We start from the raw sequence: 24,737 nt of genomic DNA, 5'->3' as shown, positions 1-24,737 counted from the left end.
GCAGACCCCCGCGAACTGCCGGAACCGCCCCTCCTGCTCGCAGCTCGGGGCCGATTTGTAGCGGAAGCCGCGATGGATCATCGCCTCGAATCTACAGGCGTCACCGTGCTGTTCAACCCCGGAGAAGCGGCCGCCGGCCGCGCTCGCCTACCTCCCCGCCCGGAAGGACGGGGTTTCTCGCGAGGGACTCGATGAGCTTCTTCCTCCAGGGGGAGTATGAGGCCTTCAAGATCGAGCGGCGTAACGCAGCCCTCGGCGCGTCTGACCCGGATTTCAGCGGCTACTACGTTCGAGGGCGGATACCTGCTGACCGGCGAGCGGCGGCGTTACAATCCCGGCACGGCCGCCTTCGACGGGCCGCCGGTGGACCATCCGTTCAGCATCATGGACGGAACATGGGGCGCCTTCGAGCTCACCGGGCGCTACTCGAACATCGACCTGAACTACAACGTCGGGGCGCTTGGAACCGCGCCCACCGTCGACGCCGTTCGCGGGGGCGAGCAGAAGATCGTGAGCGGCGGCCTCAACTGGTACCCAAACACGGTCGTGCGTTTTATCCTGCAATATCAGGACGTTCGTATCAACCGGCTGTCGCCGTCGGCGGCGACCTTCTCGACGCCGGTGGGCGTGCAGGTGGGCCAGCACTACCACCCCATCGCTCTGCGCTCGCAGTTCGCCTTCTGACCCCAAAGTCCCGGGAGAGCCTATGATCACGCGACGCCTTCAGGTTCTTCAACTGGCGCTGATCGCCGCCGTCCTGGCGTTCGGTCCGACCGCTGCGCTCGCCGCTGACACCCAGGTCGCGGTTGCGGCCAACTTCACCGAGCCGGCCAAGGAGATCGCCGCGGCCTTCAAGGCCGCGACAGGTCATACCGCCGTCCTGAGCTTCGGTTCCTCCGGGCAGTTCTACGCCCAGATGGCCAGGGGCGCGCCCTACGAGGTGTTTCTCTCGGCCGACGCCGACCGGCCCAAGAAAGCCGAGCAGGACGGGCTCGGCGTCACCGGAACGCGCTTTACATACGCCATCGGCCAACTGGTGCTCTTTTCGAAGACGCCGGGGCTGGTGGACGGCGCCGGCGCAGTGCTGAGCGGCGGCAAGTTCAACAAGCTCGCGCTCGCTGATCCGTCGGCCGCGCCCTACGGCGTCGCAGCCGTGCAGACCCTGCAGAAGCTGGGCGTCTACAACACCGTCAAGCCGAAGATCGTGACGGGCTCGTCGATAACCCAGGCCTTCCAGTTCGTCGACACGGGGGCGGCCGAGCTGGGCTTCGTGGCGCTGTCGCAGGTGATCAACCTCCCCGGCGGCTCGCGCTGGCTGGTCCCGGCCACTCACCATGCGCCCATCGATCAACAGGCGATCCTGCTCTACACGGGTCAGAACAACCCTGCGGCCAAGGCATTCATGGCCTTTCTGAAGAGCCCGACTGCAGTCACCATCATCAAGAAGTACGGCTACGAAGTGAGGTAGGAGAAAGCGTGAGCGAAGTCGTCTGGACGACGCTGCGGCTCGCGGGACTGACCACCGTCCTGCTGCTGACCATCGCCACGCCGCTCGCGTGGTGGCTGGCTCGCCGCCGGGTTTGGTGGAAGGAAATCGTCGCCGCGGTCACCACCCTCCCGATCATCCTGCCGCCGTCAGTGCTGGGCTTTTACCTGCTCATCGCCATTGCGCCTCAGAGTCCCCTGATGGCCTTGTTACATCCGTTCGGTATCCGCACGCTCGCCTTCACCTTCGAGGGGCTGGTGATCGGCTCGATGGTCTATTCCCTGCCGTTCGCCGTTCAGCCGATCCGCGGCGCCTTCGAAGCCATGGGTCGCCGGCCGATGGAGGTGGCCGCGACTCTGCGCGCTTCACCGCTGGACGCCTTCTTCACAGTCGCCCTGCCACTCTCCCGCCGCGGGTTCGTCACCGCCGCCATCCTGGTCTTCGCCCATACCATCGGTGAGTTCGGGGTCGTGCTGATGATCGGCGGCGGCATCCCCGGCAAGACCGAGGTGATCTCGGTGCGCATCTACCAGCTTGTCGAGAGCCTGCAGTATGGCGAGGCGCACCGACTGGCGGCCGGTGTCGTGGTCTTTTCCTTCCTGGCCTTGCTGGGTCTGCTGCTGGTCGATCGGCGGACGGACGAGGCGGTGCGGTGAACGGCGTCGAGGGGCGCTTCGCCGGCGCGCTCGGGGCGTTCAGGCTGGACGCGGAGTTTGCGCTCGCGCCGCAGGGGATAACCGCGCTCAGCGGGCCCTCCGGGTCCGGCAAGACCAGCTTGCTGCGTTGCATCGCCGGTCTCGCCCACCTCGACGGCCACCTTACGGTGGCGGGCGAGGTATGGCAGGGCGCGCGGGTATTCCTGCCGCCGCATCGCCGAATGGTCGGGGTCGTGTTCCAGGAGGCCAGCCTGCTGCCTCACCTATCCGTACGCGGCAACCTGCTCTACGGCGCAAGGCGCGCGCGCTCGAAGGCCGAGATCGGCTTCGACGATACGGTTGAGCTGCTGGGCCTTGCCCCGCTGATCGCCCGCTCGACCGCCAATCTCTCCGGTGGCGAGCGTCAACGGGTGGCGCTGGGGCGGGCGCTGTTGACCCAGCCGCGCCTGCTGCTGATGGACGAGCCGCTCTCCAGCCTCGACGCCGCCAGCAAGGCTGAGATCCTGCCCTATCTCGAACGGCTGCATCGGGCGCTGGCGATTCCGGCGCTCTACATCAGTCACGACGCCAGCGAGATCGACCGCTTGGCGGACCATGTGCTGGTTATGAACAACGGGCGGATCGAGGCGCCGTCGCGTCGCGCGCCGGACCCAGGGCGACCTGGCCTGGACGGCCTCAGCGGCGCTGAGCGCGACCGCCTGGCGCTTGCGGCCCTGCGCGCGGGGCTCACGCCAGATGCCTAGCGGGCAATCGCCGGCGTAGCCTTGGCGCGCATGGTGGTCGGACGAAACGACGAAGGCTCCGACAGTGCCGTGCGTCGTTCCGGGAGATCCGATTTGACAGCGCATGTCCGCCCCCCGATCTAGGGGGCGATGATCGACGACCTCTATTCAGGCAAACTGCTGGCGCTTGCGGCGAACATGCCTCGGGTGGGGCGGTTGGCCGCCCCGGACGCCAGCGTTGAGAAGGTGGCGAAACTGTGCGGCAGCCGGGTGCTGGTCGACGTGAAGGTCGAAGGTGACCGGGTGGCCGACTTCGCCCAGGAGGTGAAAGCCTGCGCACTCGGCCAGGCTGCAGCCTCCGTGCTCGGCGCTCATGTCGTGGGGGCGAGCCTTTCGGAGCTGGAACTGGCCCGGGATCAGTTCCGTGCTATGTTGAAAGAGGGCGCAGCCGCGCCTGACGGACGATTTTCGGACCTGGCTATGCTCTCGCCTGTGAAGGATTATCCAGCCCGCCACGCCTCGACGCTGCTCGCGTTCGAGGCTGTGACCGAGGCTGTCCGCACGGCGACAGGCGCAATGCCAGACACCTCCGCCGAGCGAACTAGTCCCGCCGGCGCGGCTTGATCGACCGAGGGGCGCAGCGTAACGCTGGCCCTCGCTTAAGAATTTCGTAGCCGGCATGACTTTCTACGAACGCTGTGTCAGGGGTGCGCTCCGCGCGTACAAGCTGACGCTTTCGCCGCTGATCGGGCGGCAATGCCGGTTCCTTCCGACCTGCTCGGAATACGCCGCAGAAGCCCTGATCGGCCACGGCCCGTGGCGAGGCGCGTTGCTCGCCGGTCGCAGGCTGTGTCGTTGTCATCCTTGGGGCGGAGGGTCCGGGTATGACCCGGTTCCGCCCCCGCGCAAAACCTCTGAAGGTGACGCGCGAAAGTGGACCTGTGGACCATGATCGACCTGATATTCCCCGATGGCTCCAAGCGCCCCTACGACGACGGCGTTACGGGAAAGGACGTCGCCGCCTCCATCGCCGTATCGCTAGCCAAGAACGCGGTGCTGGTGAAGCTCGACGGCGAGCTCCTCGATCTCGAACGCCCGCTGCCGCACGGCGGCAAGTTCGAGATCCTGACGCGCGAGAGCCCCGAGGTGCTGGAAACCCTGCGTCATGACGCCAGCCACGTGATGGCCGAAGCGGTGCAGGAGCTCTTCCCCCGCACGCAGGTGACCATCGGTCCCTCGATCGAAGACGGCTTCTACTACGACTTCGCCCGCGACGAGCCCTTCAGCCTGGAGGATCTGGCGACGATCGAACAGAGGATGAAGGAGATCGTCGACCGCGACGAAAAGATCGAGCGCGAGGTTTGGAAGCGCGATGACGCCATCGCCCACTTCAAGTCGATCGGCGAGCTCTACAAGGCCGAGATCATCGAAGGCATACCGGCCGGGGAGGACGTGAGTGTCTACCGCCAGGGGAACTGGAAGGACCTCTGCCGCGGGCCCCACCTGCCGTCGACGAAGGCGGTGGGCAAAGCGTTCAAGCTGACGAAGCTGGCCGGCGCCTACTGGCGTGGCGACCACCGGAACGCACAGTTGCAGCGTATCTACGGCACGGCCTGGGCGTCGGAAGCAGATCTCGAAGCCTATCTGCACCGCATCGAAGAGGCCGAGAAGCGGGACCACCGCAAGATCGGTCGCGCCATGAACCTCTTCCACCTGCAGGAAGAGGCCAAGGGGATGATCTTCTGGCACCCCAAGGGCTGGACCCTGTTCCGCACGCTGGAGGCCTATATGCGCCGCCGGCTGGATGAGGATGGCTATGTGGAGGTGAAGGCCCCTCAGCTGATGGACCGGGAGCTCTGGGAGCAGTCAGGCCACTGGCAAAAGTTCGGTCAGAGCATGTTCACCTGCGAGACTTCGGAGGGCGAGGTGCTGGCTGTAAAGCCGATGAACTGTCCCGGCCACGTGCAGATCTTCAACTACGGCCAGAAGAGCTACCGCGACCTACCCTTGCGCATGGCGGAATTCGGGGCATGCCACAGGTACGAGCCGTCGGGGGCGCTGCACGGCATCTTCCGCCTGCGCGCCTTCACGCAGGACGACGCCCACATCTTCTGCCGTGAGGACCAGATCGAGGAAGAGTCCACGAAGTTCATCCGGCTGCTCGAGAGTGTCTACCGGGACTGCGACATGGAGTTGGACTCGGTGAAGCTGGCGCTTCGTCCGGAGCTGCGCTTCGGAACGGACGAGGTCTGGGATGTGGCCGAGAAAAAGCTCGAGCGGGCGGCGATCGCGGCCGGCTGCCAGGTTGAGATGCTTCCGGGCGAAGGCGCCTTCTACGGCCCGAAACTCGAATTCCACCTGAAGGACGCCATCGGCCGTACGTGGCAGTGCGGAACGCTGCAACTGGACTACGTGATGCCCGAACGCCTGGACGCGGAATACGTCGCCGAGGACGGTTCGAAGCAGCGGCCAGTCATGCTGCACCGTGCGATCTGCGGATCGGTGGAGCGGTTTCTCGGCGTGATGATTGAGAATTATGCTGGCGCCTTCCCGCTGTGGTTGGCTCCTGTTCAGGTTGTTGTCGCTACGATCACCTCTGACGCCGATGAGTACGCCCGCCATGTCGCGGCTGCCTTGAAGGCGAAGGGGCTGCGAGTGGAACTGGATCTGCGAAACGAGAAGATCAACTACAAGGTGCGGGAGCACAGCCTCGCCAAGGTTCCGGTGCTGGCTGTCGTGGGCCGCCGGGAGTCGGAACTTGAACAGGTTGCGCTTCGCCGACTGGGGTCCGATCGACAGGAAATACTGAAGCTGGCGGCTGCGGCGAACGCCCTTGCGTTGCAGGCGAGTCCGCCTGATCTTTCGTCGATGCCCGGGAACGAAGACACGCCGCTTCCACGCAAGATCGGCGCATTGGAGGCTGGATGAACGGCATCGCTGCACCGATTGCCGCCGCAGAATCCGCCCCGGCCCCGGACTACGCCGGGGGGCGGCGCACCGTGTCGGTGGTCATGGTCGTCTACATGACCGGCGTCGCGCTCGAGGAGAGCGTGCGCCGCGTGCTGAGGGACCCGATGGTCGACGAGTTCGTGATCGTCGACAACGGCTCATCGGGCGCGGACGAGGCGGCGTTGCGCGCGCACGCCGAACGCGAACCCCGCGTGACGCTATTGAGCGGCCACGGAAATATCGGCTTCGCGCGCGGGGCCAACCTTGGAGCGCGCACGGCGCGTGGTGACATCCTGGTGTTCCTCAATCCGGACGCCTTTCTCCAGCCCCGCTGCATCGCCGAACTGGTTCGTGAGATTGAAAGCCGGCCGGTGCCCTGCATCGTGGGCGGCCGTGTGCTCAATGCCGACCTTTCCGAGCAACGCGGCGCGCGGCGTGGTGACATCACTTTGATGGCCGCGATCCTGTCACTCAGCCGACTGACTCAGAACGTGCCGGCCTGGCGACGCTACGAAGTTCACTGGGAAGGCGAGCCGGCGCTTGAGCAGGTGGCGGCGGTGCCAACAATCTCGGGTGCTTGCTTCTGCATGCGCCGCGAGGATTTCGACGCGGTGGACGGCTTTGACGAGAAGTACTTCCTCCACGTTGAGGACGTCGATCTCTGCTGGCGTGTGCGCGAGATGGGTGGCCGGGTGTTGTTCCACCCCAAGGCGGAGGTCATCCACCTGGGCCACACCAGCCTGACCAGTCCTTTGCGCGTCGAGTTTCACAAGGGGGTCGGCTTGGCCCGTTTTTTCCGCAAGCGCGCGGTGGGCGGCTCACAGCGCGTCATGGCCTGGCTGCTGTCGCCGATCGTGGTCGGCGCCGCCGTTGTTCGCCCGGTGGTTTGGCGGTTCAGGGGCCGCGCCGGCTAGGTGATGACGCCGGTGATCCTGCGTCGGATCGCCCGTTTCGCGCCCCCTGGCGCCCGTCGCGCCGTGGTCGGCGCGATCGCCGACCTGAAGGGCCTGCCCCTGCGGCTGTCCGACCCGGTCCGGCGGCGCGACCCCTGGAATTTCTGGCACAACGTCGGCGACGGCGATTTCCTGGCGATCGGCGCTACGCTGCTGGCCAATCTCCAGGACCATGCGGGACTGAGGCCGATCGATCAGGTCCTCGATATCGGCTGCGGCAACGGCCGCGTGGCCGCTCATCTTGCGCCCGTCCTCAGGGCTGGCGGCGGCTATGTCGGCTTCGACGTTTCGCGCCGCGGGATTCAGGATTGCCGCCGTCAGTTCGCCAATGAACCGCACATGCATTTTGAACTGCTGGACATCCGCAACCGCGAATACAACGCCCGCGGCCGCGTCGCCGAGATCGATACCGTGTTTCCGGCGCGCGACGGGTCGGTCGACCTGGCCTTCGCGACCTCGGTCTTCACACATATGCGGATGCCCGGCGTCCGCCGATATCTGGCCGAGACAGCACGGGTGCTACGCCCGGCCGGCCGTTTCGCATTTACAGCCTTCGCCATCGAGCCGGGGCGGGAGGCGTCGGCGGGTTTCCCCTTCCAGCCGTTCGACGCGACATCCGCTGCCGTCGATGCGCGCTATCCCGAACGCGCCATCGCGCACTGGCGCGTGGCGCTTGAGGCGGCGGTTGCCCAGGCGGGCCTGCGGCTCGGCGATTTCCTGCGCGGACACTGGACCACGGGCGGCGAATACGAAGGTAGCCAGGACCTGTTCGTAGCGGTGAAGCCGTGATCAGGCGTGAATAGGAAACACACCCGCGCGGCTGACCGAGGCGGCCGGCGGCTTCCCCAGGATGCCTGCCATCCACTTCGCCGTGGCGATGAGGCCGTCCAGATCGTAGCCGGTCGCAAAGCCGGCGCGCTCCAGCATATAGACAAGATCCTCGGTGCCGATGTTGCCGGTGGCGTCAGGCGCGAAGGGGCAGCCGCCCAGGCCGCCGCAGCTGGCGTCCAGCACGTCGACGCCCGCTTCCACGCTTGCGTAGGCGTTGGCGAGGCCGGTGTTGCGAGTATCGTGAAAGTGCATGCGCAGACGCTGATCAGGCGCGGCTTTGCGGGCGGCTTCGACGCGGCGGCGGACCAGCCAGGGGTCAGCGACGCCGATGGTGTCGGCAAGCGCGATCTCGGCTACGCCTGACTCCGCCGCCGCGCGGACAATGCGTACGACCTGCTCTTCGGAGACCTCGCCGTCGAAGGGGCATCCGAACGCTACGGAGATGGTCACGGTGATCGGCGGGCCGCCTTCTGCCCGCTGTCGCGCGGCGATGGCCTGCATCGCTGCGGTCTGCTCTTCGGCCGAAGCTCCCTGGTTACGGATGCCGAACCCGTCGGTTGCGCAGACGACGACGTTGGCCTCGTCGCAGCCGGCGGCCACGCAGCGGTCCCAGCCCCGTTCGTTGAGCACCAGACCGATGCGCGAACGGCCGACGAGCGTGGGCAGGGCGGCGGAGATTTCCTCGGCCCCGGCCATCTGCGGCACGCGCTTCGGGTTGACGAAGGAGACCGTCTCGATCCGGCGCGCTCCAGCGGCTTCCAGCCGGCGGATGAACTCCAGCTTCTGGTCGACCTCGAGCAGGGATTTTTCGTTCTGCAGGCCGTCGCGCGGGCCTACCTCGACGATCTCGATCGCGCGGCTCATTGGCTGACTCCAGGACTGGGGGCGGCGGCCGCCGGGGTTTGCGGACTGGCCGTTTCAGCCGCCTCATAAATGCGCAGGGTCATGTGCTTTCCGTCTGAATAGTCGAGCCCCTTCACTGTCGAGACCAGATGGGCCTGCGCGTGGTAGGCCGCTAGGGCCTTTTGGAAATCGGCCTCCTGACGCTGCTCGACCACCGCCGGGCGGTTCTCGGAAATCGCCTGGGCGGCATCCTCTGCGCCGGCAAGTTCGGTTGGCGTACCGAGTGCGAAGACCAGGCTGGGTTCGGCGTAACCCGCCACCGTGACCGGGGCGTCGGCTATGCCTTGCTGAGGCAGCAACTGGGCCTTCGCCATTGCCTGCTCGGTACGCGCAGACAGCCAAAGCGGGCTCAGCCTCGGGGCGAGACCAGCCGCCAGAGCCGCATGGCCGGCTAGTCCAAGAGCCACCGCGCCGATCACGGCGGTCGTCGGCGCGCGCCGGACCAGCAGATAGCCTCCGGCCAGTCCTGCGCCTGCGAAGAGCAGAGCCGCCAGCGCGGCGGCGGGGATGTCACTGACATCGCCGTAGAGCTTCACCAGGTAGAATGCCGCGGCCGCGAGCAGGACCCCCAAAGCGCCTGACAGAATCGCCCCTGTCCAGCGTGCGCCCTTGCCGATTGGTTCGGTCAGCGCCGCGGCGGCGAGCCAGGCGATCGCGCCGTAGGTCGGAAGCGGGTAGTGCACGAGCTTGGTCGGGGTCGCCTCGAAGAGCAGCCATGCCGGAACCAGCCACGCGAGCGCGAACCGCACGCCTGGCTCACGCCACCGCTTCCAGGCGGTGATGGCGGCCGCAGGCAGCATCAGGGTCATCGGAAACGTCAGCAATGGCGCAAGAAGGGTATGGTAGCCGGGCGGGGCGCCGTGGGTCTCCTGGCCGCCCGCCAGTTTCGGGGCAAGGTCGCCTGCGAGGGCCGCGCTCCAGAACGCCCCGTCCGTGGCGACTGTCACCGCGCCGGCCCAGGGCCCGACGATGGCGGCCACGATGATCAGGCCCCAGATCCAGTTCAGCCGCATCAGCCAGCCGGGCCGGCGGTCGACGACAATGAGGGCGATTATGGCGAGGGCGGCGACCAGGGGCGTGATCGGGCCCTTCACCAGCGCGCCCACTCCGATGCCCAGCCAGAACAGCAGCCAGGCCCTGCGACCCGCCGGCGGCCCGTCGCGCGCCTCGGCGTAAAGGCGAGCAAGGGCGGCAAGCGCGAGGGTCGTGGCGCCGCAGAGCGCCGCATCGGTCTTTGCGATCAGGGCTTCGGTGGAGAGCAGGAAAGTCGTGCCCAGCATGGCGCCGGCCAGCAGGCCGGTTGGCGCGCCGAAAAAGGCCGAGGCCCCCCAGGCGCAAGCGGCGGCGGCCAGCATGGCTCCCAGCAGGCTAGGGATGCGGTAGGCCCAGATCTGATGGTTTTCGGGACTGGAGAACAAGGAAACGCTGGCGGCTTGCAGCCAGTGGATGCCCACCGGCTTCTTGAATCGCGGTTCATCCTGGTAGCGGATCACCACGAAGTCGCCGGTCTCCAGCATCTGGGCGGTGGCTTGGGCGAAGCGCGACTCGTCACGGTCGAGGGGCGGCACGGCCAGCATGCCGGGCAGGCCAGCCAGGAACGCCACGAACGCCGCAATGGCGGGGCCGCGCCAGCCGCGGCTGAACCGCTCCAGTTCACCTTCGAGCTTCATGTGAGCCTGCCTAAAGCGTCACAGCAGGAAGGTGTACCGCTTTCGGCGCCGATGATGACCTAAAACCTGGGGCGATCCTTCTCTTCATCTCGGTTTCCGGACAGGAAGGCCCTCGGTATCCTTCCCAACGCGGGCTTTTCCGCTATGGGAGGCCATGGCTCGCAGCCCAGCTCCTTCGACCCCCGACATCTCCGTGGTGGTGCCGGTCTTCGACGAGGAGGGTGCTGCGCCAATGCTGGCGCGTGAGATCGCCGCAGCGTTCAAGGGCCGGAATTACGAGATGATATTCGTCGACGACGCCAGCCGAGACCAAACCCGCGCGGTCCTGAAGGCCCTGGCGGCCGAGATACCGCAGTTGCGTGTGCTGGCGCACCGCAACAATTCCGGTCAGAGCCGGGCCCTGCGATCCGGCATCCTGGCCGCGCGAGGCGCGATCATCGTCACCCTTGATGGTGACGGACAGAACGATCCGGCCGATGCGCCCGGCCTGGCGGCGGCGTTAGCCGCAGGACCACCAGAGCTTGCGCTGGTCGGCGGCGAACGCGTCAAGCGGCAGGATAGTTACGCCAAGAAGGTGGCCTCGCGGGTTGGCAACGGCGTGCGCAGGCGGCTTCTGAACGATACGGCGAACGACACCGGCTGCGGATTGAAGGCCTTTCGGCGGGAGGCCTTCCTGCGCCTTCCCTACTTCGACCACATCCACCGATACCTGCCGGCGCTGATGCAGCGGGAGGGCTACCAGGTCGCGTTTCGGCCGGTGAACCACCGCCACCGCCGGACCGGCGCGTCGAAGTACACGAACCTTGGCCGTCTCTGGGCTTCGCTCTCGGACCTCTTCGGAGTGATCTGGTTGCAGTCACGGGCGCGCAATCCGGGCGTCGTGGACGAGGTCTAGGTTAAGGTTAGGCCGGCACGCGGCCCAGGGTGTCCTTGGCCTTGGACAGGCCCACATCCATTCGCTCGGCAAGGAAGTCGGCCATGGCGTCGGGTAGGACGTCGACTGACCAGACAAGCCGGCTTTGGCCTGCGCCCGCCTCCAGCACCTGGAACGAAGCGTTGTGGTGGGCGAAGCGCTCACTGTCGATGGAGTAGGCGAGCCGCCGCCGCTCCGGATCGACGCCCAGGAAGACCTCGCGGGCCACCTGGCCATTCTCGAAGGTGACGATACGAGCGCCTTCCTCGAGTTGAGTGTCGACGACGAAGCCCGGTGCAAAGCGGCGATGAACGGCGCCGAAATCGGCGACAGCGTCCCAAACGACGTCGACGGGCGCCTCGACGATGATCTCCTTGACGATGGAAGCCATGGGTTCGGTCTCCTTTGCGGAGCCGAATCTGGCAGCTGTTTGCGGCCTTGGCTGGCGGGATCCGGACGAGGTCAGGTGAGGGCGGACAAGATCAGCACGACGACTGCGATGTCGACGAGGCGGAAGACGACTTGCAGCATGAGCCCGGCCCGTGATCGAAGGTTCCGAGATGGTTAAGCAAGACCGGCGCCGGCTGACGCCGCGATCGCCGATAGGACGCCATGGCCCTGTTCTTTGACGCCGCATGGTTCGACGCGCGCCTCGCGGACCGAGGAATGTCGCGCGACGTGCTGGCCGCGGCGGCCGGGATGAGCCGCGAGGATCTGTCGCTCGCGTTCAAGGACCAGAGGGAACTTTCCGCCGCCGAGGTGGCGGCATTTGCCGAGCTGCTGGGCGCCGCGGCGGGCGAGGTGGCTGGCCGGGCCGGGGTTTCGACGCCGGTCCCGGTCAAGGTCGGCCCAATCGAGGCGCAGGTTGCGGCCCTGGAGCAGCGCGTGGCGCGACTGGAGGCGGAAATAGTGCGCCTAAAAGGCGGCTAGACCTTGGTTTTGGCGCCCCGGCCCTTGGGCGCTCGCCGGTCCCTGGAGCCCGACCATTCGGTTCGGTTGTAGGTGGCCTTGGCTTCGTCGATGACCGAGGCTCCGCCGCGCAGGCCACGCCGTTCGCCGAGCTTCTGGGCCTCGATCGCGGCGGCCGCCGCGACTGGCCCGGCCGGCGGGACAGTTCTGGCCGCTCCCACCGGGATCGGCAGGTTGGCGGTTTCGGGCTCGCTCGCCTCATCCTGGCGCTCGGGCGCCGTGCGATTGGCGCGGCGGATGGCGGAGGACCTGCGGGAGGAATCGATCGGCGAGGTCATGGTCGACAATGCCAGCCCGTTCAGCCCTTGTTGGCCAGTTTCTCGATCTGCGCCTGCATGTCCTCCATCTGCTTGCGCAGCGCGGCAAGCGCCTCGTCGGCGGGCGGTGCGGCGGGCTCAGCCTTCGGAGCGACGGGCGCAGGCTCCTCCGGCCTGGCATAGGCGAAGGGGGAAAACATCTTCATCGCCCGATCGAAGAGCGCGAGGTTCTGGCGCACCTGCTCGTCGAACGCTCCGGCGCCCGGCGTGTGGCCAAGCGCGGTGAACTGGTTGCGCATCCGCTCCTGTTGCTGGGAAAAACTCGCCAGCGACAGTTCGAGATAGCTCGGTAGGAACGCCTGCATTGAGTTGCCGTAAAAGCCGATCAACTGCCGCAGGAACTGGATCGGGAGCAGGCTCTGCCCCTGCTGGCTCTCCTCCTCGAAGATGATCTGCGTCAGGACCGAACGGGTGATGTCCTCGTTGGTCTTGGCGTCATAGACCACGAAGTCGATGTTCTGCTTCACCATCTCCGACAAGTGTTCGAGGGTGACGTAGCTGGAGGACGCGGTGTTGTAGAGGCGCCGGTTGGCGTACTTTTTGATGACGACCCGCTCGCCCGGAGCGGCGGTATCCTGGGTGTCGGCCATCCCAATTCCCTTGTCAGGTCCGCGTTCCGCGAACCTCTGTTCTGCACTGCAGTATCGCGGATGCGAGGCGAATGGCAATCGGCGCCAGAGAAGCGGCTTGCGGAAAGTCGAGCCGGTCCCAATAGATAGGGAAGGGCCCTGTTTTGCGACGCCAAGGAATCTGCGCCATGACCGATATCGTCATCGTCTCCGCCGCCCGTACGCCGGTCGGTTCGTTCAATGGGGCGCTATCCAGCCTGCCGGCCCACGAGCTCGGCAGGATCGCGATCCTGGCCGCGGTCGAACGCGCCGGCATCCAGGCCGGCGACGTCGACGAGGTTATCATGGGCCAGGTTCTGCAGGCCGGCGCGGGACAAGGCCCCGCACGCCAAGCGGCGGTCAACGCCGGCATTCCAGTGGAAAGCCCCGCCTGGAGTCTCAACCAGCTCTGCGGCTCGGGCCTCAGGGCCGTCGCGCTCGGCGCCCAGCAGATCCAGGACGGCTCGGCCGACATCGTCATCGCCGGCGGCCAGGAGAGCATGAGCCAGTCGCCCCATGCGGCGAACCTGCGCAACGGCCAGAAGATGGGCGACTTCTCGTTCGTCGACACCATGATCAAGGACGGCCTGTGGGACGCTTTCCACGGCTACCACATGGGCCAGACCGCCGAAAACATCGCCGCCCGTTGGCAAATCACCCGCGAGGACCAGGACAAGTTCGCGGTGTCGTCGCAAAACCGAGCCGAGGCCGCCCAGAAGGCCGGCAAGTTTGCAGGAGAGATCGCCCCGGTGACGATCAAGGGCCGCAAGGGCGACACCGTCGTGGACCAGGATGAATACATCCGCCACGGGGCGACGTTGGATAGCGTCTCCGGGTTGAAGCCTGCGTTCGCTAAGGAAGGCACGGTCACCGCCGCCAATGCTTCCGGCCTGAACGACGGCGCCGCCGCCTTGGTGCTTATGAGCGCCGACGAGGCGAAGAAGCGGGGTCTGAAGCCGCTGGCGCGGATCGCCTCCTGGGCTCACGCCGGCGTTGATCCGGAGATCATGGGCACCGGACCCATTCCCGCCAGTCGCAAGGCGCTGGAGAAGGCCGGCTGGACTGTCGGCGACCTTGACCTGGTGGAATCCAACGAAGCTTTCGCCGCCCAGTCGATCTGTGTGGTTCGCGACCTGGGTCTCGATCCCGCAAAGGTGAACGTCAATGGCGGGGCGATCGCCATCGGCCACCCGATCGGGGCCTCCGGCGCGCGGATCCTGACCACCTTGCTGCATGAGATGAACCGGACCGACGCATCCAAGGGCCTCGCCACGCTTTGTGTCGGCGGCGGCATGGGCGTGGCCATGTGCGTCGAGAAGATTTGAGTTTTCAGGGCGCGCCGGGCCAACGGCGTCCCTTCCGAAGGGAGGAAGAGTCATGGCCAGGGTAGCGCTGGTCACGGGTGGAACCCGTGGCATCGGGCGGGCGATCGTCGAGCGACTGACCGCAGACGGAATCCGGGTGGCGGCAGGCTACTCCGGCAACGACGAGGCGGCCGCTGCGCTGAAGCGGGACACAGGGGCCATGGTGGTTAAGGGCAACGTCGGCAACTTCGCCGATTGCCAGCACGCCGTTGCGGCGGTGACGGCCGAGCTTGGGCCGATCGATATCCTGGTCAACAACGCCGGCATCACCCGCGACGGTGTGTTCCACCGGATGAGCTCTGAGCAGTGGAGCGAGGTGATCCGGGTGAACATGGACTCGCTTTTCAACATGACGCGGCAGGTGATCGAGGGGATGCGGGAGCGCGAATGGGGGCGGATCATCAACATCTCCTCGATCAACGGACAGAAGGGCCAGGTCGGTCAGACCAACTATTCAGCGGCCAAGGCAGGGATGATCGGCTTCTCCAAGGCCCTCGCACTGGAGAACGCCAAGAAGGGCGTGACCGTGAACGTTATCGCTCCGGGCTACATCGACACCGAAATGGTTCAGGCCGTGCCGGAAAAGGTGCTCGAGGGCATAATCAGCCAGATTCCGGTCGGGCGTCTGGGGCGCGGCGACGAGATCGCCGATATGGTCGCGTTCCTTGCCGGCGAGCGGGCCGGCTATGTGACCGGCACGACACTGTCGCTGAACGGCGGACAATACCTGGTCGGCTAAGGTCACGCTGTCCGGCGAAGGCCCAACGCCGGTCCAAAAAGCGCCCTACTCGGCCCGCATCCCATTGGTCGTCATGACGGGCGAGCCATTGGCTTCATTACGGACGCGCCCAGCGGCGGCCTGCGTGGCTGTGCTTTGCGCCGTTCTAGGGTTCGCCCAGCCCGTGATGGCCGGGCCGGTGGAGAGTTTACGCCAGGGCTTGTTCGGACGTCCTGCCGACGGGCGCCAATTTCCAGCTCCACCAATCGCGCGGTATGTCTCTGAGGACGGGGACATCTTCATCCTCGACCGCACGGGCCCCAAGCCGCTTCTGAAATTCGACAACAGCTATGAAGTCTGGGCCCTGAAGGCCCAACCGGCTCCGCGTGGCGACACCATCTACAAGAACGACCTCGGCGAGACCCTGTTGCGCGCCACGCGCTTGGGCGGCGTCACCATCTTCACCGACCAGCGGCCGGGCGGCTCAGCCTGCGCCCTGGCGGGGGCGGGCACACCGCTCAAGCTGGCGATCATGGGCCCCCAAGCGCTCTTTGAGCGCCTGGCGCTGGCCAGCGCCCGCGCCAGCCGTGCGGCGAGGCGGTCAATCCCGTTCGAGGCAGAAGCCACGCCGGCTTCGTCCGGTCTGATCGCGGACGCGGCCATGGTGACCAGCGAGGCGCTGGTGCGGATGACCAGGCGCTCGGAGTCGCGGCGGTTGGTGGATCGGGTCCTGAAGGTGCGCATCATGGAAGGCCACGGCGCGTCGGCTCAAGTGGCGCAAGGCGTGCTTGAAGTCACCGTGGCTCCGCCTCAGGGCTGGGCCGGCCGGCCCTCCTCAGACTGGATCGTTCACGTGGCCGAGACGCACTAGTGTGCGCTTTGCCCTTCAGGGGCAGACGCAGCCTTAGCCCTTGAAGACGTCCTTTGCGGCGCGCACCGCGCCGAAGGCCTTGTAGTCAGGCTCTCCTGCGGCCCCAACCCGTAGCGCCAGTTGCGGGGCGCGCAGAAAGGGATTGGTGGCTTTCTCGAGTGCGATTGTCGTCGGCACGGTCGGCTCACCGCGTTCACGCATGGCGAAGATCTGCTCTGCCCGCGCCTTGAGCGCGGGGTCGTCGTCCACGGAGAGCGCAAAGCGGGCATTGGAGGCAGTGTACTCGTGGGCGCAGTAGACCCTGGTGTCGTCGGGCAGCGCCGCCAATCGCTGGAGACTGGTCCACATCTGCTCGGCCGTACCTTCGAAGAGCCGCCCGCAGCCGAGCGCGAACAGGGTGTCGCCGACGAAGGCAATTCGATCGGCTGCGTCGAAATAGGCGATGTGGCCAAGGGTGTGGCCGCCGCTCTCAATCACCTCGAACCTGGTTTCACCCAACATCACGACTTCGCCGCCGCGCACCTCGCGATCCAAGGTGGTCAGGCGCGTGACTTCGGCGGGTCCCACGACAGTCGCCCCGGTGGCGGCCACGATCTCGGCGTTGCCGCCCGCGTGGTCAGGGTGCCAGTGGGTGTTGAGGATCAGGTCCAGCTTCCAGCCGAGTTTCGCCAGTTCCCGCAGAATCGCGGCCGCTTCCGGCGTATCGATACAGGCCGTCTTGCCGCTCGCCTCGTCGCGAGCCAGGAAGCCGTAGTTGTCCGAAAGACAGGGGAACTGGTGGACGGTCAGGGACATCGCTTTTGGCCTCCGGTCTGCGGCAGGACAGACACAGCGATGCGATTTAGGTTGGCGCAAGGCCTTAGTCGAGCTTAGCCATCGCCATTATGCGCCGCGACGTCCTGGAGCTACGGCAGTTTTACGCCTCCGATCTCGGCCGGGCCGCCCGCGCCATGGTCGGGCGCAAAGTGCTGGAGGCCTGGGGTGACGCCCATGGACTGGACGTGTTGGCGCTGGGCTATGCGACCCCATTCGTTGCGACACAGCGCCATGCCGCGCGCCGGGTCGTGGGGGCCATGCCCGCACAACAGGGCGTCGAGATCTGGCCGGGCTCTGAGCCTAACCTGACCACGCTGGTAGGCGAGGATAGTCTGCCGTTCCCCAACGCGCTCTTCGATCGGATTCTCGTGGTGCACGGGATCGAAGAGAGTCCCGATCCTATCGCTCTCTTGCGCGAAGTCTGGCGGGTGCTGGCCCCATCGGGTCGCGTCGTCGTCGCGGTGACGGCGCGCAACGGCCTTTGGGCGAACACCGAAAAGACCCCCTTTGGTCATGGCCGGCCCTACAGCCGCGGCCAACTCGGCGAGTTGCTGCGCGAAGCCGAGCTGGAGCCGTCGGGATGGACACGGGCCCTTTACGTGCCGCCGCTGAACTGGATGGCGGGATGGGCCGAAGGATTCGAGCAGACGGGGTCGCGCCTTTGGCCTGGATTTGCGGGCCTGCTGCTCATGGAGGCGGTGAAGCAGACCTTTGCGGTAAAACCCCGTGGCCTGGGCGCTCGGGTGCGCCGGGTGCGACCATTGCTGGCGCCGGCCCCCAGCGGTGCGCCCTTTTCGCAGGCGCCCAAGGGTCCTTTGCGGCAGAGCCCCTTGGACGCCGCCGGCGAAAGCCTTAGCGTTGGATCCAAGTCCAACCGAAAGGCTTCGCCATGAAGATGATCGTTGCGATCATCAAGCCAAGCCGGCTTGACGCCGTGCTTGACGCGGTCACCGAGGCCGGCGCCTCGGGGCTGACTGTAACCGAGGTTCGGGGCTACGGCCGCCAGCGCGGCAAGACCGAAGTCTACCGAGGGGCGGAGTATGAGGTGAAGCTGCTGCCGAAGGTCAAGCTGGAGATCGCCGTGCCGTCCGACATCGCCGAGGTCGTGGTGGAGGCCATCTCGCGCACGGCCAATACCGGCAAGATCGGCGACGGCAAGGTCTTCGTCATGGACCTCGAGCAGGCGTTGCGCATCCGCACCGGCGACCGGGACGCGGCGGCCATAGCGGGCTGACGGGATCGACTTCGCCTGGCCTAGCTAGCGCCTGGGCTTTGCGCGGCGGGCCCGCTTGGCGGGGGCGGGAGCCTCCAGGGGCACGGCGCCGAAGAGGTCGCGCGGGGGAGCCTCCGCGGCAGCCTCGGACCGCCGGCTGAGCAGGAAGAGCGCTGTCTCCGAGCGCCAGTTTTCGAGCAGCCCGTCCGGCCGCATCGGCCTCGCCGGCTTGCCGCCCGAAAGCGCGACGCAGGCATCGACCCGAAGGTCCAACTCGCGGCAAAGGTCGGTGAAGTCGCGCAAAGTGCACAGGTGGATGTTCAGGGTCTCGTACCAAGGGTCGGGTAGCGCGCGCGTCTCGGGCATCCGGCCGCGGGCCATCAGCGAGACGCGCATCCGCCAGTGGCCGAAGTTCGGCACGGAGACGATGGCCTGGTCGGCGATCCTTAGCAGTTCGGAGAGCACGTGCTTCGGCTCGCGCATCTGCTGCAGGGTCTTCGAAAGGATCGCGTAGTCGAAGGCCTTGGTTGGGAAGTGGTCGAGGTCGCGGTCGCCGTCGCCTTGCACGACCGCCAGGCCGCGAGCCAGGCAGGCGGAGACGCCGGCCGGGCTGATCTCCAGGCCCTGGCCGTCGACGCGCTTCTCCCGGGTCAGCAACTCCAGGAGCTCGCCATCCTCGCAACCTACGTCCAGCACCCGCGCAGCCGGACGCACCAGCCTAAGGATCTCGGCGAAGTCCTCCCGCATGACCCCCAATCTAGAGCCCCCGCGCCTGGGCGGCCGAGGCGAAGAAACCGCGCAGCGCCCGGTCGAGCTGCGGCTCGTCCAGGAAGAAGGCGTCGTGCCCCTTGTCGGTCTCGATCTCGGCGAAACTGGCGCGACATCCAGCGGCGTTCAGTGCACGGACGATGTCGCGGCTCTCGGCTGTCGGATAGAGCCAGTCGGACGAGAACGAAAGCACGCAGAACCTGACGCCGCGCGCCCTGCGGAAGGCCTCGGCCAACACCCCATCGTGGCGGCCCGCGAGGTCGAAATAGTCCAGGGCCCGGGTAATGTAGAGGTAGGAGTTGGCGTCGAAGCGGTCGACGAAGCTGGTCGCTTGGTGGCGAAGGTAGCTTTCCACCTGAAAATCGGCGTCGAAACCCCAGGAGAGGCCGTCGCGCTGCAACTCGCGGCCGAACTTGCGCTGCAGCGCCGCTTCCGAGAGGTAGGTGATGTGCGCGGCCATGCGGGCCACCGCCAACCCCTTTTCGGGACGAACGCCGGCGCCTTCGTAGGCCCCGCCCCGCCAGTCCGGATCGGCCATGATCGCCTGGCGGCCAACTTCGTGGAAGGCGATGTTCTGAGCCGAGTGACGCGGGGCCGCGCCGATGCACACGGCGCTAAACAGCTTCTCCGGGTAGTCAGCCGCCCACTGCAACACCTGCATCCCTCCCATGGATCCGCCGATGACGGCGAATAGGGTCTCGATACCGAGCGCCTCGATCAGCATGGCCTGGGCGCGGACCATGTCGGCGATGGTGACGACCGGAAAGGCGAGCGCGTAGGGCGTGCCGGTCTTCGGATCGGTCGAGGCCGGACCCGTCGAGCCCATGCAGCCGCCGACAACGTTGGAACAGACGATAAAGTAGCGCTCCGGATCGAGCGGCAGGCCTGGCCCCACGACCCGGTTCCACCAGCCGGGTCGGCCCGTGGTCGGGTTCGTCGAGGCCACGTGCTGATCCATGGTGAGCGCGTGGCAGACGAGGACGGCGTTCGAGCGGGCCTCGTTCAGGCGACCGTAGGTCTGGTAGGCGATCTCCAGCCCCTCCAGCCTGGCGCCGGAGTCCAGGCGCAGCGCCTTGCCCGCCGGGAAGCACAGCGTCCCGCCGTCGGTCTCGCTCGCAGGGCTGGTCTTGGCCGCAGCGTCGTCCATCCGGGCCTTGGACCGCCAAGCCCTTTCACTGTCAATGGTCGGTGGCGGCTTCGCAGTCGGCTCGGGCGCGGTTATGAGGTGGCATCCAGGGGTGGAGCGTGCATGGACCGGCTGATCCTTTTTCGCCACGGCAAGGCCGAAGCGGAGTCTTCGAGCGGCGAGGACTTCGACCGCAAGTTGTCGCCCCGGGGTTTACGGGAGTCGGCGGCGATGGGGGCGCATCTGGCCGACCTGGGCTTCGCGCCGGACTCGGTGCTGGTCTCGCCGGCCGCCCGCACGCGGGAGACCTGGGCCGCCGCGGAGCAGCATTTCCGGCAAGCGAAGGTGACCTTTGACGAAGACCTCTATCACGCCGACTCCGGGTCGGTGCGGCGTGAGGTGGAGCGTGCCGGCCTAAGCGCGGCCACTGTGATGGTGGTGGGTCACAACCCCGGCCTGCAGGAGCTGGCCGTGAAGCTCCTCACGGAGGGTTCGGCGCCCAGTTCGCTGATCGCTCGGGCCCAACGACAATTCCCGACCGCCTCTGCGGCGGTCTTCCTGTTCGATACCAACGGGCGTCCGGCATTCGACGGGCTGTTTTTCCCCGAACGCGACGGAGGGCGCGGCGATTGAGCCGGATCTACAAGATCCTCCCACGGGGGGCCTGGCAGGCCGCGCAATCCCAAGGCCGCTTCGACGGCTCGGCGGTCGATCGCCAGGACGGATTCATCCACTTCTCGACGGCCGCTCAGGCCCAGGAAACCGCACGGCGTCATTTCGCAGGCCAGGAAGATCTGGTGGTGGTTGTGGTTGAAACCCAGGACCTCGGCTCGGCCCTGCGCTGGGAGCCGTCCCGCGGCGGCGAGCTCTTCCCACATCTCTACGCCCACCTGGAAACCGCGCTGGCCCGGGCGGTTATCGAAGCCCCGCTCGGAGCTGATGGCGTTCCGCACATCAAGATCGATCGATGAGCCGGTTGCACGCCCTGGCGACTTGGGCGTTGCGCGGGCTCGACCCCGAGGACGCTCACGGCCTGGCGATCCGCGGCTTGAAGCTTGGTCTGGGCCCGACGGCTGAGGTGGATGACCCGATCCTCGCCTCGTCGATGGCGGGACTGATCCTGCCGAACATCGTGGGCCTGGCGCCCGGCTTCGACAAGAACGCTGAGGTGTTCGCTCCGATGCTGCGCGCCGGCTTCGGTTTCGTTGAGTGCGGAACGGTGACGCCGCTTCCACAAGCCGGCAATCCGCGACCGAGGCTCTTCCGGCTGACCGAAGACCGGGCCGTGATCAACCGGATGGGGTTCAATAACCAGGGGCTGGACGCCTTTGCGGAGCGACTGTCGCGGCGGGGCGCTGGGCCGTCGCAGGGCGTCGTCGGGGCGAACATCGGCGCCAACAAGGACTCGGCCGACCGCATCGGCGACTATGTGACGGGGCTGAAGCGGCTATGGGGGCTGGCGTCCTATTTCACGATCAATGTCTCCTCACCCAACACGCCGGGCCTGCGCGCGCTTCAGACCCGCGCTGCGCTGGAGGAGTTGCTTGGTCGCCTGGCGGAAGCCCACGACAGCCTGCCCGACGAGGACCCCGTCCCGATGTTCCTCAAGGTCGCGCCCGACCTTGAGGACGGTGAGATCGAGGCCATCGTCGAGACCTGCGTCGCCAGTGGCCTGACGGGGGTCATGGTCTCCAACACCACGGTTTCGCGGCCCGATCTGGCCTCTTCGTTCGCCAGCGAGGCCGGAGGCCTATCCGGGGCTCCCCTGACGGCGCTTTCGACGCGCGTGCTGCGGGACTTCGCGCATGCCTCGGCGGGCCGACTGGTGCTGGTGGGTGTCGGCGGTATTGCGTCCGGCGCCGATGCCTATGCCAAGATCCGCGCTGGCGCGCATGCCGTGCAACTCTATTCGGCGTTGGTGTTCGAGGGACCGGGGCTGGTCAGGCGGATCAAGCTGGAGTTGGCTGAACGGCTGCGATCCGACGGCTTTACATCGGTCGAGGCCGCGGTGGGCGCGCGCTAGGCTGATGACCGGCCCGGAGCTTGCAGGCGAACGGCTCGCGTTGCCGAACTGGCTGCGCTGGACTAACTCGGGAGGATCATGGCGGACGCCGCCCCAACGCCGCAGGAGCTTCCCCGGCCCAGGAGGCCCCGGTTCTTCTGGCCCGGCGGCCTTTCCGCGCGCCTGCTGACGCTCACGATCCTGTTTGTCGCCGGCGGCGGCGCGCTGGCGTTTCCGCCGGCCCTGGCCTCGTTCGAGAGACAGTGGCTGCTGGAGCGCGTTCGGGCGGCTGAGACGGTCTCGCGCTTCGCCGATATCGCCCCGACCGGCGTCAACGATTCGCAACGTGAGCAGCTGCTACGCGGCGCGGGCGTCGAATGGGTGGCGATCCAGACCCCCGATGCGGGCCTGCATCTGGTCCTGCAGGGCAAGCGCAGCTCCACGACGCCCTATTTCGTCGATCTTCGCGACCAGGCTCCGGCCGCATGGCTGACGGCGCCGGCCCAGACGCTTTTCGGGGGAACTGGCCGAAGCGTGCGGGTGCGTGCGACGCCGCGTTTCATTTCAGCCCAGTTCATCGAGGTCGTCGCGCCCGATGCAGAGTTGCGGCGCGAACTCCTGCGCTACCTGTCCCGCATGATCCTGATCGTCTTGCTGGTGGCGTCTAGCGCCGGGCTTCTTGTCTACCTGTCGCTGAATTTTTTCCTGGTCAGGCCGATGCAGCGAATCACCTACGCCATGGAGCGGTTCCGCGCCGACCCAGAGGACGCCGCGGCGCGGGTCGAGCCCTCCGGGCGCCGCGACGAGATCGGACGCGCAGAGGTCGAACTCGACCGTATGCAGGCCGATCTGCGCGCGGCACTGAACTCCCGGGCGCGGCTCGCGGCGCTGGGCGAGGCGGTGGCCAAGATCAACCATGATCTGAAGAACATGCTGACCAGCGCCCAGATCGCCTCGGAGCGGCTGGCGGCGCTGAAGGACCCAAAGGTCAGTCAGGCGCTGCCAAGGCTGGAGCGCGCGCTGGACCGAGCGGTGAAGCTGGCCTCCGGCGTGCTTGCCTACGGCAAGACCCAGGAAGCCGCGCCGGAGCCTCGACCCGTGGCGCTGGCTCCTTCCGTCGAGGCGGCCGGTGAGGAGGCCCGGCTTGCCGAGCAGAAGATCACGTTGTCCCTGCAGATCGACCGGGCCGCGCAGGTGAGCGCCGACCCCGATCAGTTGCATCGCATCCTGGTCAATCTGCTACGCAACGCCCGCGAAGCGATGGAGCATCAGGAGGGGCGCGAGGCTAAGGGCCGGATCACGGTCAGCCTGAGCGTGGCCGGGGACATGAGCCTCATACGGGTCACCGACAATGGACCGGGCGTGCCCGAACGAGCGCGCGAGCGGCTGTTCCAGCCCTTTGCCGGGTCGGGTCGGCCCGACGGGGCTGGCCTGGGCCTCGCCATCGCGCGCGAGCTGGCGCAGGGCCACGGCGGCGACTTGACGCTCGCAAGCACCGGACCGAAGGGCACGACGTTCGAGCTGCGCCTGCCGGCGCCTCCCGCGCCGGCGACTCCCCGCAGGCGGCGGCCGACGAAAAGCTCCGCAGGCTGACGGACCGTCAGAAGCCCCGGGCGACGCCCTCGCGCCGTGGATCCGCCCCACCGCGCAAACCCTCCGGCGTGACCTCGATCCCATGCAGACCGGAGCCCTCGCCGAACGCGCCGCCCTGCAGCTTCACGCCCTTGGCCGCCAGCGCCGCCACAACGCCGGGCGGATATTTGTCGGGCTCCGAGGCGTAGAAATTCCCAGCGGCGATCAGGTTCGGGAGCGCCAGCGCCGGCTGCATCGGCAGCTTCCAGTCGAGCGTGGCCACGAGCGCCTTCAGGTTGAAGGCCAGGATCGAAGGGCCGCCAGGCGAGCCCACGACCTCCACCAGCCGGCCCTGCTTGTCCAGCACCACAGCCGGCGCCATCGATGACCGCGGCCGCTTGCCCCCGGCGATCGCGTTGGCGGCGGGGGCGCCGTCGCTGTCCCTCGGCTCAAAGGAAAAGTCGGTCAGCTGGTTGTTGAGGAAAAAGCCCGCGACCATCCGGCCGTCGCCGAAGACGCTTTCCACCGTGGTGGTCATTGAAACCGCGTTGCCATCCTTGTCGACGATCACGAAATGCGTCGTGCCCCCCGGCTCAAGAGTGTGGTCCGGCGCGCGGGTCTTGGCGCCGCGGGGCTCACCCGGGGCGGGCGGAGGCCCGGCGGTCGTCGGGTTGATCAGTTTAGCGCGGGTGTCGAGGTAGGTGGGCTCGAGCAGGCCCTCCATCGGCACATCCACGAAGTCCGGGTCGCCATAATAGCGGTCGCGGTCGGCGTACATCAGGCGGCTGGCCTGGCTGAACAGATACCAGCCTTGGGCGTCGTTCCTATGCGCGCCAATGTCGGTGCGCGCCAGGATGCCCAGGCCCTCCAACACTGCAGGTCCTCCCGACGGCGCAGGCGGAACGCAGACGACATAGGCATGGTAGGGCCGGCAGACCGCAGCCGTCATCTTCGGCTTATAGCTCGCCAGGTCCTTGAGCGTCATCGTCCCAGGCATCGGGCCCTCGTGCAGCCTGGCGACGATGGCTTCGGCGATCGGGCCCTCCAGGATCGCCTTCGGGCCCTGGGCCGCGATCTTGCGCAGGGTGTCGGCGTAGGCCGGGTTTTTCATGATGTCCCCGGGCTGGACCTTGGTCCCATCCGGCTTGGTGAAATAGGCGACGGCGTCCGGCTGGGACGCTTGCGGCGCCCGCGAGCTCGCGGCCTCGGCCATACGGCGCGGCACGGGGAAGCCGTCGGCGGCAAGGTGCTCGGCATCGCTGAAGAGGTTCGCCCAGGCGAGCTTCCCGTGGTCGTGCTGGGCCATGTAG

General features: G+C 67.2%; 29 protein-coding genes. 20 read left to right on the top strand and 9 right to left on the bottom strand.

Annotated features, from left to right (window positions below; genetic code table 11):
• Positions 1–216 precede the first annotated feature (216 nt).
• From VGI62_RS05920 to VGI62_RS05880, 9 genes are all read left to right on the top strand, one after another.
• Positions 217–684, top strand: a complete 468-nt coding sequence (locus tag VGI62_RS05920; RefSeq protein WP_331503477.1) for a porin — start codon at positions 217–219, stop codon at positions 682–684.
• Positions 685–706: 22 nt separating this feature from the next.
• A complete protein-coding gene (modA, locus tag VGI62_RS05915) occupies positions 707–1,468 on the top strand; it encodes a molybdate ABC transporter substrate-binding protein (RefSeq protein ID WP_331503476.1) in 762 nt (253 codons plus the stop codon).
• An 8-nt stretch (positions 1,469–1,476) separates the two neighbouring features.
• Positions 1,477–2,142: a molybdate ABC transporter permease subunit gene (gene modB, locus VGI62_RS05910; protein WP_331503475.1), complete on the top strand. Its 666-nt coding sequence runs from the start codon at positions 1,477–1,479 to the stop codon at positions 2,140–2,142.
• Positions 2,139–2,885 (top strand): molybdenum ABC transporter ATP-binding protein, encoded by a 747-nt coding sequence (gene modC, locus VGI62_RS05905; protein ID WP_331503474.1) that lies wholly within the window; start codon positions 2,139–2,141, stop codon positions 2,883–2,885. The genes modB and modC overlap by 4 nt, the downstream gene beginning before the upstream one ends.
• A 129-nt stretch (positions 2,886–3,014) precedes the next feature.
• Positions 3,015–3,488, top strand: a complete 474-nt coding sequence (locus VGI62_RS05900; RefSeq protein WP_331503473.1) for an iron-sulfur cluster assembly scaffold protein — start codon at positions 3,015–3,017, stop codon at positions 3,486–3,488.
• Positions 3,489–3,543: 55 nt separating this feature from the next.
• Positions 3,544–3,816 carry a membrane protein insertion efficiency factor YidD gene (gene yidD / locus VGI62_RS05895; RefSeq protein WP_331503472.1) on the top strand — a complete coding sequence of 91 codons (273 nt, stop codon included), beginning with the start codon at positions 3,544–3,546 and terminating at the stop codon, positions 3,814–3,816.
• Positions 3,813–5,792 (top strand): threonine--tRNA ligase, encoded by a 1,980-nt coding sequence (gene thrS, locus VGI62_RS05890; protein ID WP_331503471.1) that lies wholly within the window; start codon positions 3,813–3,815, stop codon positions 5,790–5,792. The genes yidD and thrS overlap by 4 nt, the downstream gene beginning before the upstream one ends.
• The gene (locus tag VGI62_RS05885) at positions 5,789–6,727 is read left to right on the top strand and encodes a glycosyltransferase family 2 protein (RefSeq protein ID WP_331503470.1); all 939 of its coding nucleotides are present in this window, start codon (positions 5,789–5,791) and stop codon (positions 6,725–6,727) included. Before thrS ends, VGI62_RS05885 begins: the two co-directional genes overlap by 4 nt.
• A gap of 12 nt (positions 6,728–6,739) precedes the next feature.
• Positions 6,740–7,555, top strand: a complete 816-nt coding sequence (locus tag VGI62_RS05880) for a class I SAM-dependent methyltransferase (RefSeq protein ID WP_331503469.1) — start codon at positions 6,740–6,742, stop codon at positions 7,553–7,555.
• Here the strand turns inward: VGI62_RS05880 and VGI62_RS05875 are convergent, their stop codons facing one another.
• Entirely contained in the window at positions 7,556–8,461 is a 906-nt protein-coding gene (locus tag VGI62_RS05875; protein ID WP_331503468.1) for a hydroxymethylglutaryl-CoA lyase, read from the bottom strand. It abuts the gene before it with no gap.
• A complete protein-coding gene (locus VGI62_RS05870) occupies positions 8,458–10,170 on the bottom strand; it encodes a glycosyltransferase family 39 protein (protein ID WP_331503467.1) in 1,713 nt (570 codons plus the stop codon). The genes VGI62_RS05875 and VGI62_RS05870 overlap by 4 nt, the downstream gene beginning before the upstream one ends.
• Positions 10,171–10,324: 154 nt before the next feature.
• Here VGI62_RS05870 and VGI62_RS05865 point away from each other — a divergent pair, with 154 nt between their 5' ends.
• Complete coding sequence (locus VGI62_RS05865) at positions 10,325–11,065, top strand: glycosyltransferase (RefSeq protein ID WP_331503466.1); 741 nt, start codon at positions 10,325–10,327, stop codon at positions 11,063–11,065.
• Positions 11,066–11,072: 7 nt separating this feature from the next.
• Here the strand turns inward: VGI62_RS05865 and VGI62_RS05860 are convergent, their stop codons facing one another.
• Positions 11,073–11,474, bottom strand: coding sequence for an SRPBCC family protein (locus VGI62_RS05860; RefSeq protein WP_331503465.1), 402 nt, complete (start codon positions 11,472–11,474; stop codon positions 11,073–11,075).
• A gap of 221 nt (positions 11,475–11,695) precedes the next feature.
• Between VGI62_RS05860 and VGI62_RS05855 the strand changes: the two genes are divergently transcribed.
• Positions 11,696–12,013 (top strand): DNA-binding protein, encoded by a 318-nt coding sequence (locus VGI62_RS05855; RefSeq protein WP_331503464.1) that lies wholly within the window; start codon positions 11,696–11,698, stop codon positions 12,011–12,013.
• On the opposite strand, the gene VGI62_RS05850 is transcribed toward VGI62_RS05855, so the two are convergent.
• Together VGI62_RS05850 and phaR are read right to left on the bottom strand one after the other, a co-directional pair.
• Positions 12,010–12,330, bottom strand: coding sequence for a hypothetical protein (locus VGI62_RS05850; RefSeq protein ID WP_331503463.1), 321 nt, complete (start codon positions 12,328–12,330; stop codon positions 12,010–12,012). The genes VGI62_RS05855 and VGI62_RS05850 overlap by 4 nt on opposite strands.
• Positions 12,331–12,350: 20 nt before the next feature.
• Positions 12,351–12,959 carry a polyhydroxyalkanoate synthesis repressor PhaR gene (gene phaR, locus VGI62_RS05845; protein ID WP_331503462.1) on the bottom strand — a complete coding sequence of 203 codons (609 nt, stop codon included), beginning with the start codon at positions 12,957–12,959 and terminating at the stop codon, positions 12,351–12,353.
• Between the two features lie 167 nt (positions 12,960–13,126).
• Here phaR and VGI62_RS05840 point away from each other — a divergent pair, with 167 nt between their 5' ends.
• The 3 genes from VGI62_RS05840 (at position 13,127) to VGI62_RS05830 (ending at position 15,930) form a co-directional block, all read left to right on the top strand.
• Complete coding sequence (locus VGI62_RS05840; RefSeq protein WP_331503461.1) at positions 13,127–14,302, top strand: acetyl-CoA C-acetyltransferase; 1,176 nt, start codon at positions 13,127–13,129, stop codon at positions 14,300–14,302.
• A gap of 52 nt (positions 14,303–14,354) precedes the next feature.
• Positions 14,355–15,080 carry an acetoacetyl-CoA reductase gene (gene phbB / locus VGI62_RS05835; RefSeq protein ID WP_331503460.1) on the top strand — a complete coding sequence of 242 codons (726 nt, stop codon included), beginning with the start codon at positions 14,355–14,357 and terminating at the stop codon, positions 15,078–15,080.
• Positions 15,081–15,204: 124 nt separating this feature from the next.
• Positions 15,205–15,930 carry a DUF4908 domain-containing protein gene (locus tag VGI62_RS05830; RefSeq protein ID WP_331503459.1) on the top strand — a complete coding sequence of 242 codons (726 nt, stop codon included), beginning with the start codon at positions 15,205–15,207 and terminating at the stop codon, positions 15,928–15,930.
• A gap of 33 nt (positions 15,931–15,963) precedes the next feature.
• On the opposite strand, the gene gloB is transcribed toward VGI62_RS05830, so the two are convergent.
• Entirely contained in the window at positions 15,964–16,725 is a 762-nt protein-coding gene (gloB, locus tag VGI62_RS05825) for a hydroxyacylglutathione hydrolase (RefSeq protein WP_331503458.1), read from the bottom strand.
• Between the two features lie 89 nt (positions 16,726–16,814).
• Here gloB and VGI62_RS05820 point away from each other — a divergent pair, with 89 nt between their 5' ends.
• Both VGI62_RS05820 and VGI62_RS05815 read left to right on the top strand, forming a co-directional pair.
• Positions 16,815–17,639, top strand: coding sequence for a class I SAM-dependent methyltransferase (locus VGI62_RS05820; RefSeq protein ID WP_331503457.1), 825 nt, complete (start codon positions 16,815–16,817; stop codon positions 17,637–17,639).
• Positions 17,636–17,980: a P-II family nitrogen regulator gene (locus tag VGI62_RS05815; RefSeq protein WP_331503456.1), complete on the top strand. Its 345-nt coding sequence runs from the start codon at positions 17,636–17,638 to the stop codon at positions 17,978–17,980. The genes VGI62_RS05820 and VGI62_RS05815 overlap by 4 nt, the downstream gene beginning before the upstream one ends.
• 24 nt (positions 17,981–18,004) lie before the next feature.
• On the opposite strand, the gene metW is transcribed toward VGI62_RS05815, so the two are convergent.
• Positions 18,005–18,706 carry a methionine biosynthesis protein MetW gene (gene metW, locus VGI62_RS05810; protein WP_331503455.1) on the bottom strand — a complete coding sequence of 234 codons (702 nt, stop codon included), beginning with the start codon at positions 18,704–18,706 and terminating at the stop codon, positions 18,005–18,007.
• Between the two features lie 10 nt (positions 18,707–18,716).
• Positions 18,717–19,874: a homoserine O-acetyltransferase MetX gene (gene metX, locus VGI62_RS05805; RefSeq protein WP_331503454.1), complete on the bottom strand. Its 1,158-nt coding sequence runs from the start codon at positions 19,872–19,874 to the stop codon at positions 18,717–18,719.
• A 102-nt stretch (positions 19,875–19,976) separates the two neighbouring features.
• On the opposite strand from metX, the gene VGI62_RS05800 reads away from it, so the two are divergent.
• The 4 genes from VGI62_RS05800 to VGI62_RS05785 all read left to right on the top strand — a co-directional run bounded on the left by VGI62_RS05800 (position 19,977) and on the right by VGI62_RS05785 (position 23,448).
• Positions 19,977–20,486, top strand: a complete 510-nt coding sequence (locus tag VGI62_RS05800; protein WP_331503453.1) for a histidine phosphatase family protein — start codon at positions 19,977–19,979, stop codon at positions 20,484–20,486.
• The gene (locus VGI62_RS05795) at positions 20,483–20,824 is read left to right on the top strand and encodes a DUF952 domain-containing protein (RefSeq protein WP_331503452.1); all 342 of its coding nucleotides are present in this window, start codon (positions 20,483–20,485) and stop codon (positions 20,822–20,824) included. The genes VGI62_RS05800 and VGI62_RS05795 overlap by 4 nt, the downstream gene beginning before the upstream one ends.
• Complete coding sequence (locus VGI62_RS05790; RefSeq protein WP_331503451.1) at positions 20,821–21,876, top strand: quinone-dependent dihydroorotate dehydrogenase; 1,056 nt, start codon at positions 20,821–20,823, stop codon at positions 21,874–21,876. The genes VGI62_RS05795 and VGI62_RS05790 overlap by 4 nt, the downstream gene beginning before the upstream one ends.
• A 78-nt stretch (positions 21,877–21,954) precedes the next feature.
• Positions 21,955–23,448: a HAMP domain-containing sensor histidine kinase gene (locus VGI62_RS05785; RefSeq protein WP_331503449.1), complete on the top strand. Its 1,494-nt coding sequence runs from the start codon at positions 21,955–21,957 to the stop codon at positions 23,446–23,448.
• A 7-nt stretch (positions 23,449–23,455) separates the two neighbouring features.
• Here the strand turns inward: VGI62_RS05785 and VGI62_RS05780 are convergent.
• On the bottom strand, positions 23,456–24,737 hold a 1,282-nt coding region (locus tag VGI62_RS05780), incomplete at its 5' end, for a gamma-glutamyltransferase family protein (RefSeq protein WP_331503448.1).

Source organism: Phenylobacterium sp. (assembly GCF_036495085.1).
Lineage (GTDB): Bacteria > Pseudomonadota > Alphaproteobacteria > Caulobacterales > Caulobacteraceae > Phenylobacterium.
Note: the sequence above shows the minus strand (reverse complement) of the source record. Positions and strands in the feature narration are given on the sequence as shown.

Coding starts and splice junctions, on each gene's coding strand:
- yidD (WP_331503472.1), top strand. CDS start 3,544: ATGACTTTCTACGAACGCTGTGTCAGGGGTGCGCTCCGCGCGTACAAG.
- VGI62_RS05815 (WP_331503456.1), top strand. CDS start 17,636: ATGAAGATGATCGTTGCGATCATCAAGCCAAGCCGGCTTGACGCCGTG.
- phaR (WP_331503462.1), bottom strand. CDS start 12,959: ATGGCCGACACCCAGGATACCGCCGCTCCGGGCGAGCGGGTCGTCATC.
- VGI62_RS05885 (WP_331503470.1), top strand. CDS start 5,789: ATGAACGGCATCGCTGCACCGATTGCCGCCGCAGAATCCGCCCCGGCC.
- VGI62_RS05790 (WP_331503451.1), top strand. CDS start 20,821: ATGAGCCGGTTGCACGCCCTGGCGACTTGGGCGTTGCGCGGGCTCGAC.
- gloB (WP_331503458.1), bottom strand. CDS start 16,725: ATGTCCCTGACCGTCCACCAGTTCCCCTGTCTTTCGGACAACTACGGC.
- VGI62_RS05900 (WP_331503473.1), top strand. CDS start 3,015: ATGATCGACGACCTCTATTCAGGCAAACTGCTGGCGCTTGCGGCGAAC.
- VGI62_RS05820 (WP_331503457.1), top strand. CDS start 16,815: ATGCGCCGCGACGTCCTGGAGCTACGGCAGTTTTACGCCTCCGATCTC.
- VGI62_RS05800 (WP_331503453.1), top strand. CDS start 19,977: ATGGACCGGCTGATCCTTTTTCGCCACGGCAAGGCCGAAGCGGAGTCT.
- modA (WP_331503476.1), top strand. CDS start 707: ATGATCACGCGACGCCTTCAGGTTCTTCAACTGGCGCTGATCGCCGCC.
- VGI62_RS05875 (WP_331503468.1), bottom strand. CDS start 8,461: ATGAGCCGCGCGATCGAGATCGTCGAGGTAGGCCCGCGCGACGGCCTG.
- VGI62_RS05920 (WP_331503477.1), top strand. CDS start 217: ATGAGGCCTTCAAGATCGAGCGGCGTAACGCAGCCCTCGGCGCGTCTG.
- VGI62_RS05865 (WP_331503466.1), top strand. CDS start 10,325: ATGGCTCGCAGCCCAGCTCCTTCGACCCCCGACATCTCCGTGGTGGTG.
- VGI62_RS05860 (WP_331503465.1), bottom strand. CDS start 11,474: ATGGCTTCCATCGTCAAGGAGATCATCGTCGAGGCGCCCGTCGACGTC.
- VGI62_RS05850 (WP_331503463.1), bottom strand. CDS start 12,330: ATGACCTCGCCGATCGATTCCTCCCGCAGGTCCTCCGCCATCCGCCGC.
- VGI62_RS05785 (WP_331503449.1), top strand. CDS start 21,955: ATGGCGGACGCCGCCCCAACGCCGCAGGAGCTTCCCCGGCCCAGGAGG.
- metX (WP_331503454.1), bottom strand. CDS start 19,874: ATGGACGACGCTGCGGCCAAGACCAGCCCTGCGAGCGAGACCGACGGC.
- VGI62_RS05870 (WP_331503467.1), bottom strand. CDS start 10,170: ATGAAGCTCGAAGGTGAACTGGAGCGGTTCAGCCGCGGCTGGCGCGGC.
- thrS (WP_331503471.1), top strand. CDS start 3,813: ATGATCGACCTGATATTCCCCGATGGCTCCAAGCGCCCCTACGACGAC.
- phbB (WP_331503460.1), top strand. CDS start 14,355: ATGGCCAGGGTAGCGCTGGTCACGGGTGGAACCCGTGGCATCGGGCGG.
- VGI62_RS05840 (WP_331503461.1), top strand. CDS start 13,127: ATGACCGATATCGTCATCGTCTCCGCCGCCCGTACGCCGGTCGGTTCG.
- metW (WP_331503455.1), bottom strand. CDS start 18,706: ATGCGGGAGGACTTCGCCGAGATCCTTAGGCTGGTGCGTCCGGCTGCG.
- VGI62_RS05855 (WP_331503464.1), top strand. CDS start 11,696: ATGGCCCTGTTCTTTGACGCCGCATGGTTCGACGCGCGCCTCGCGGAC.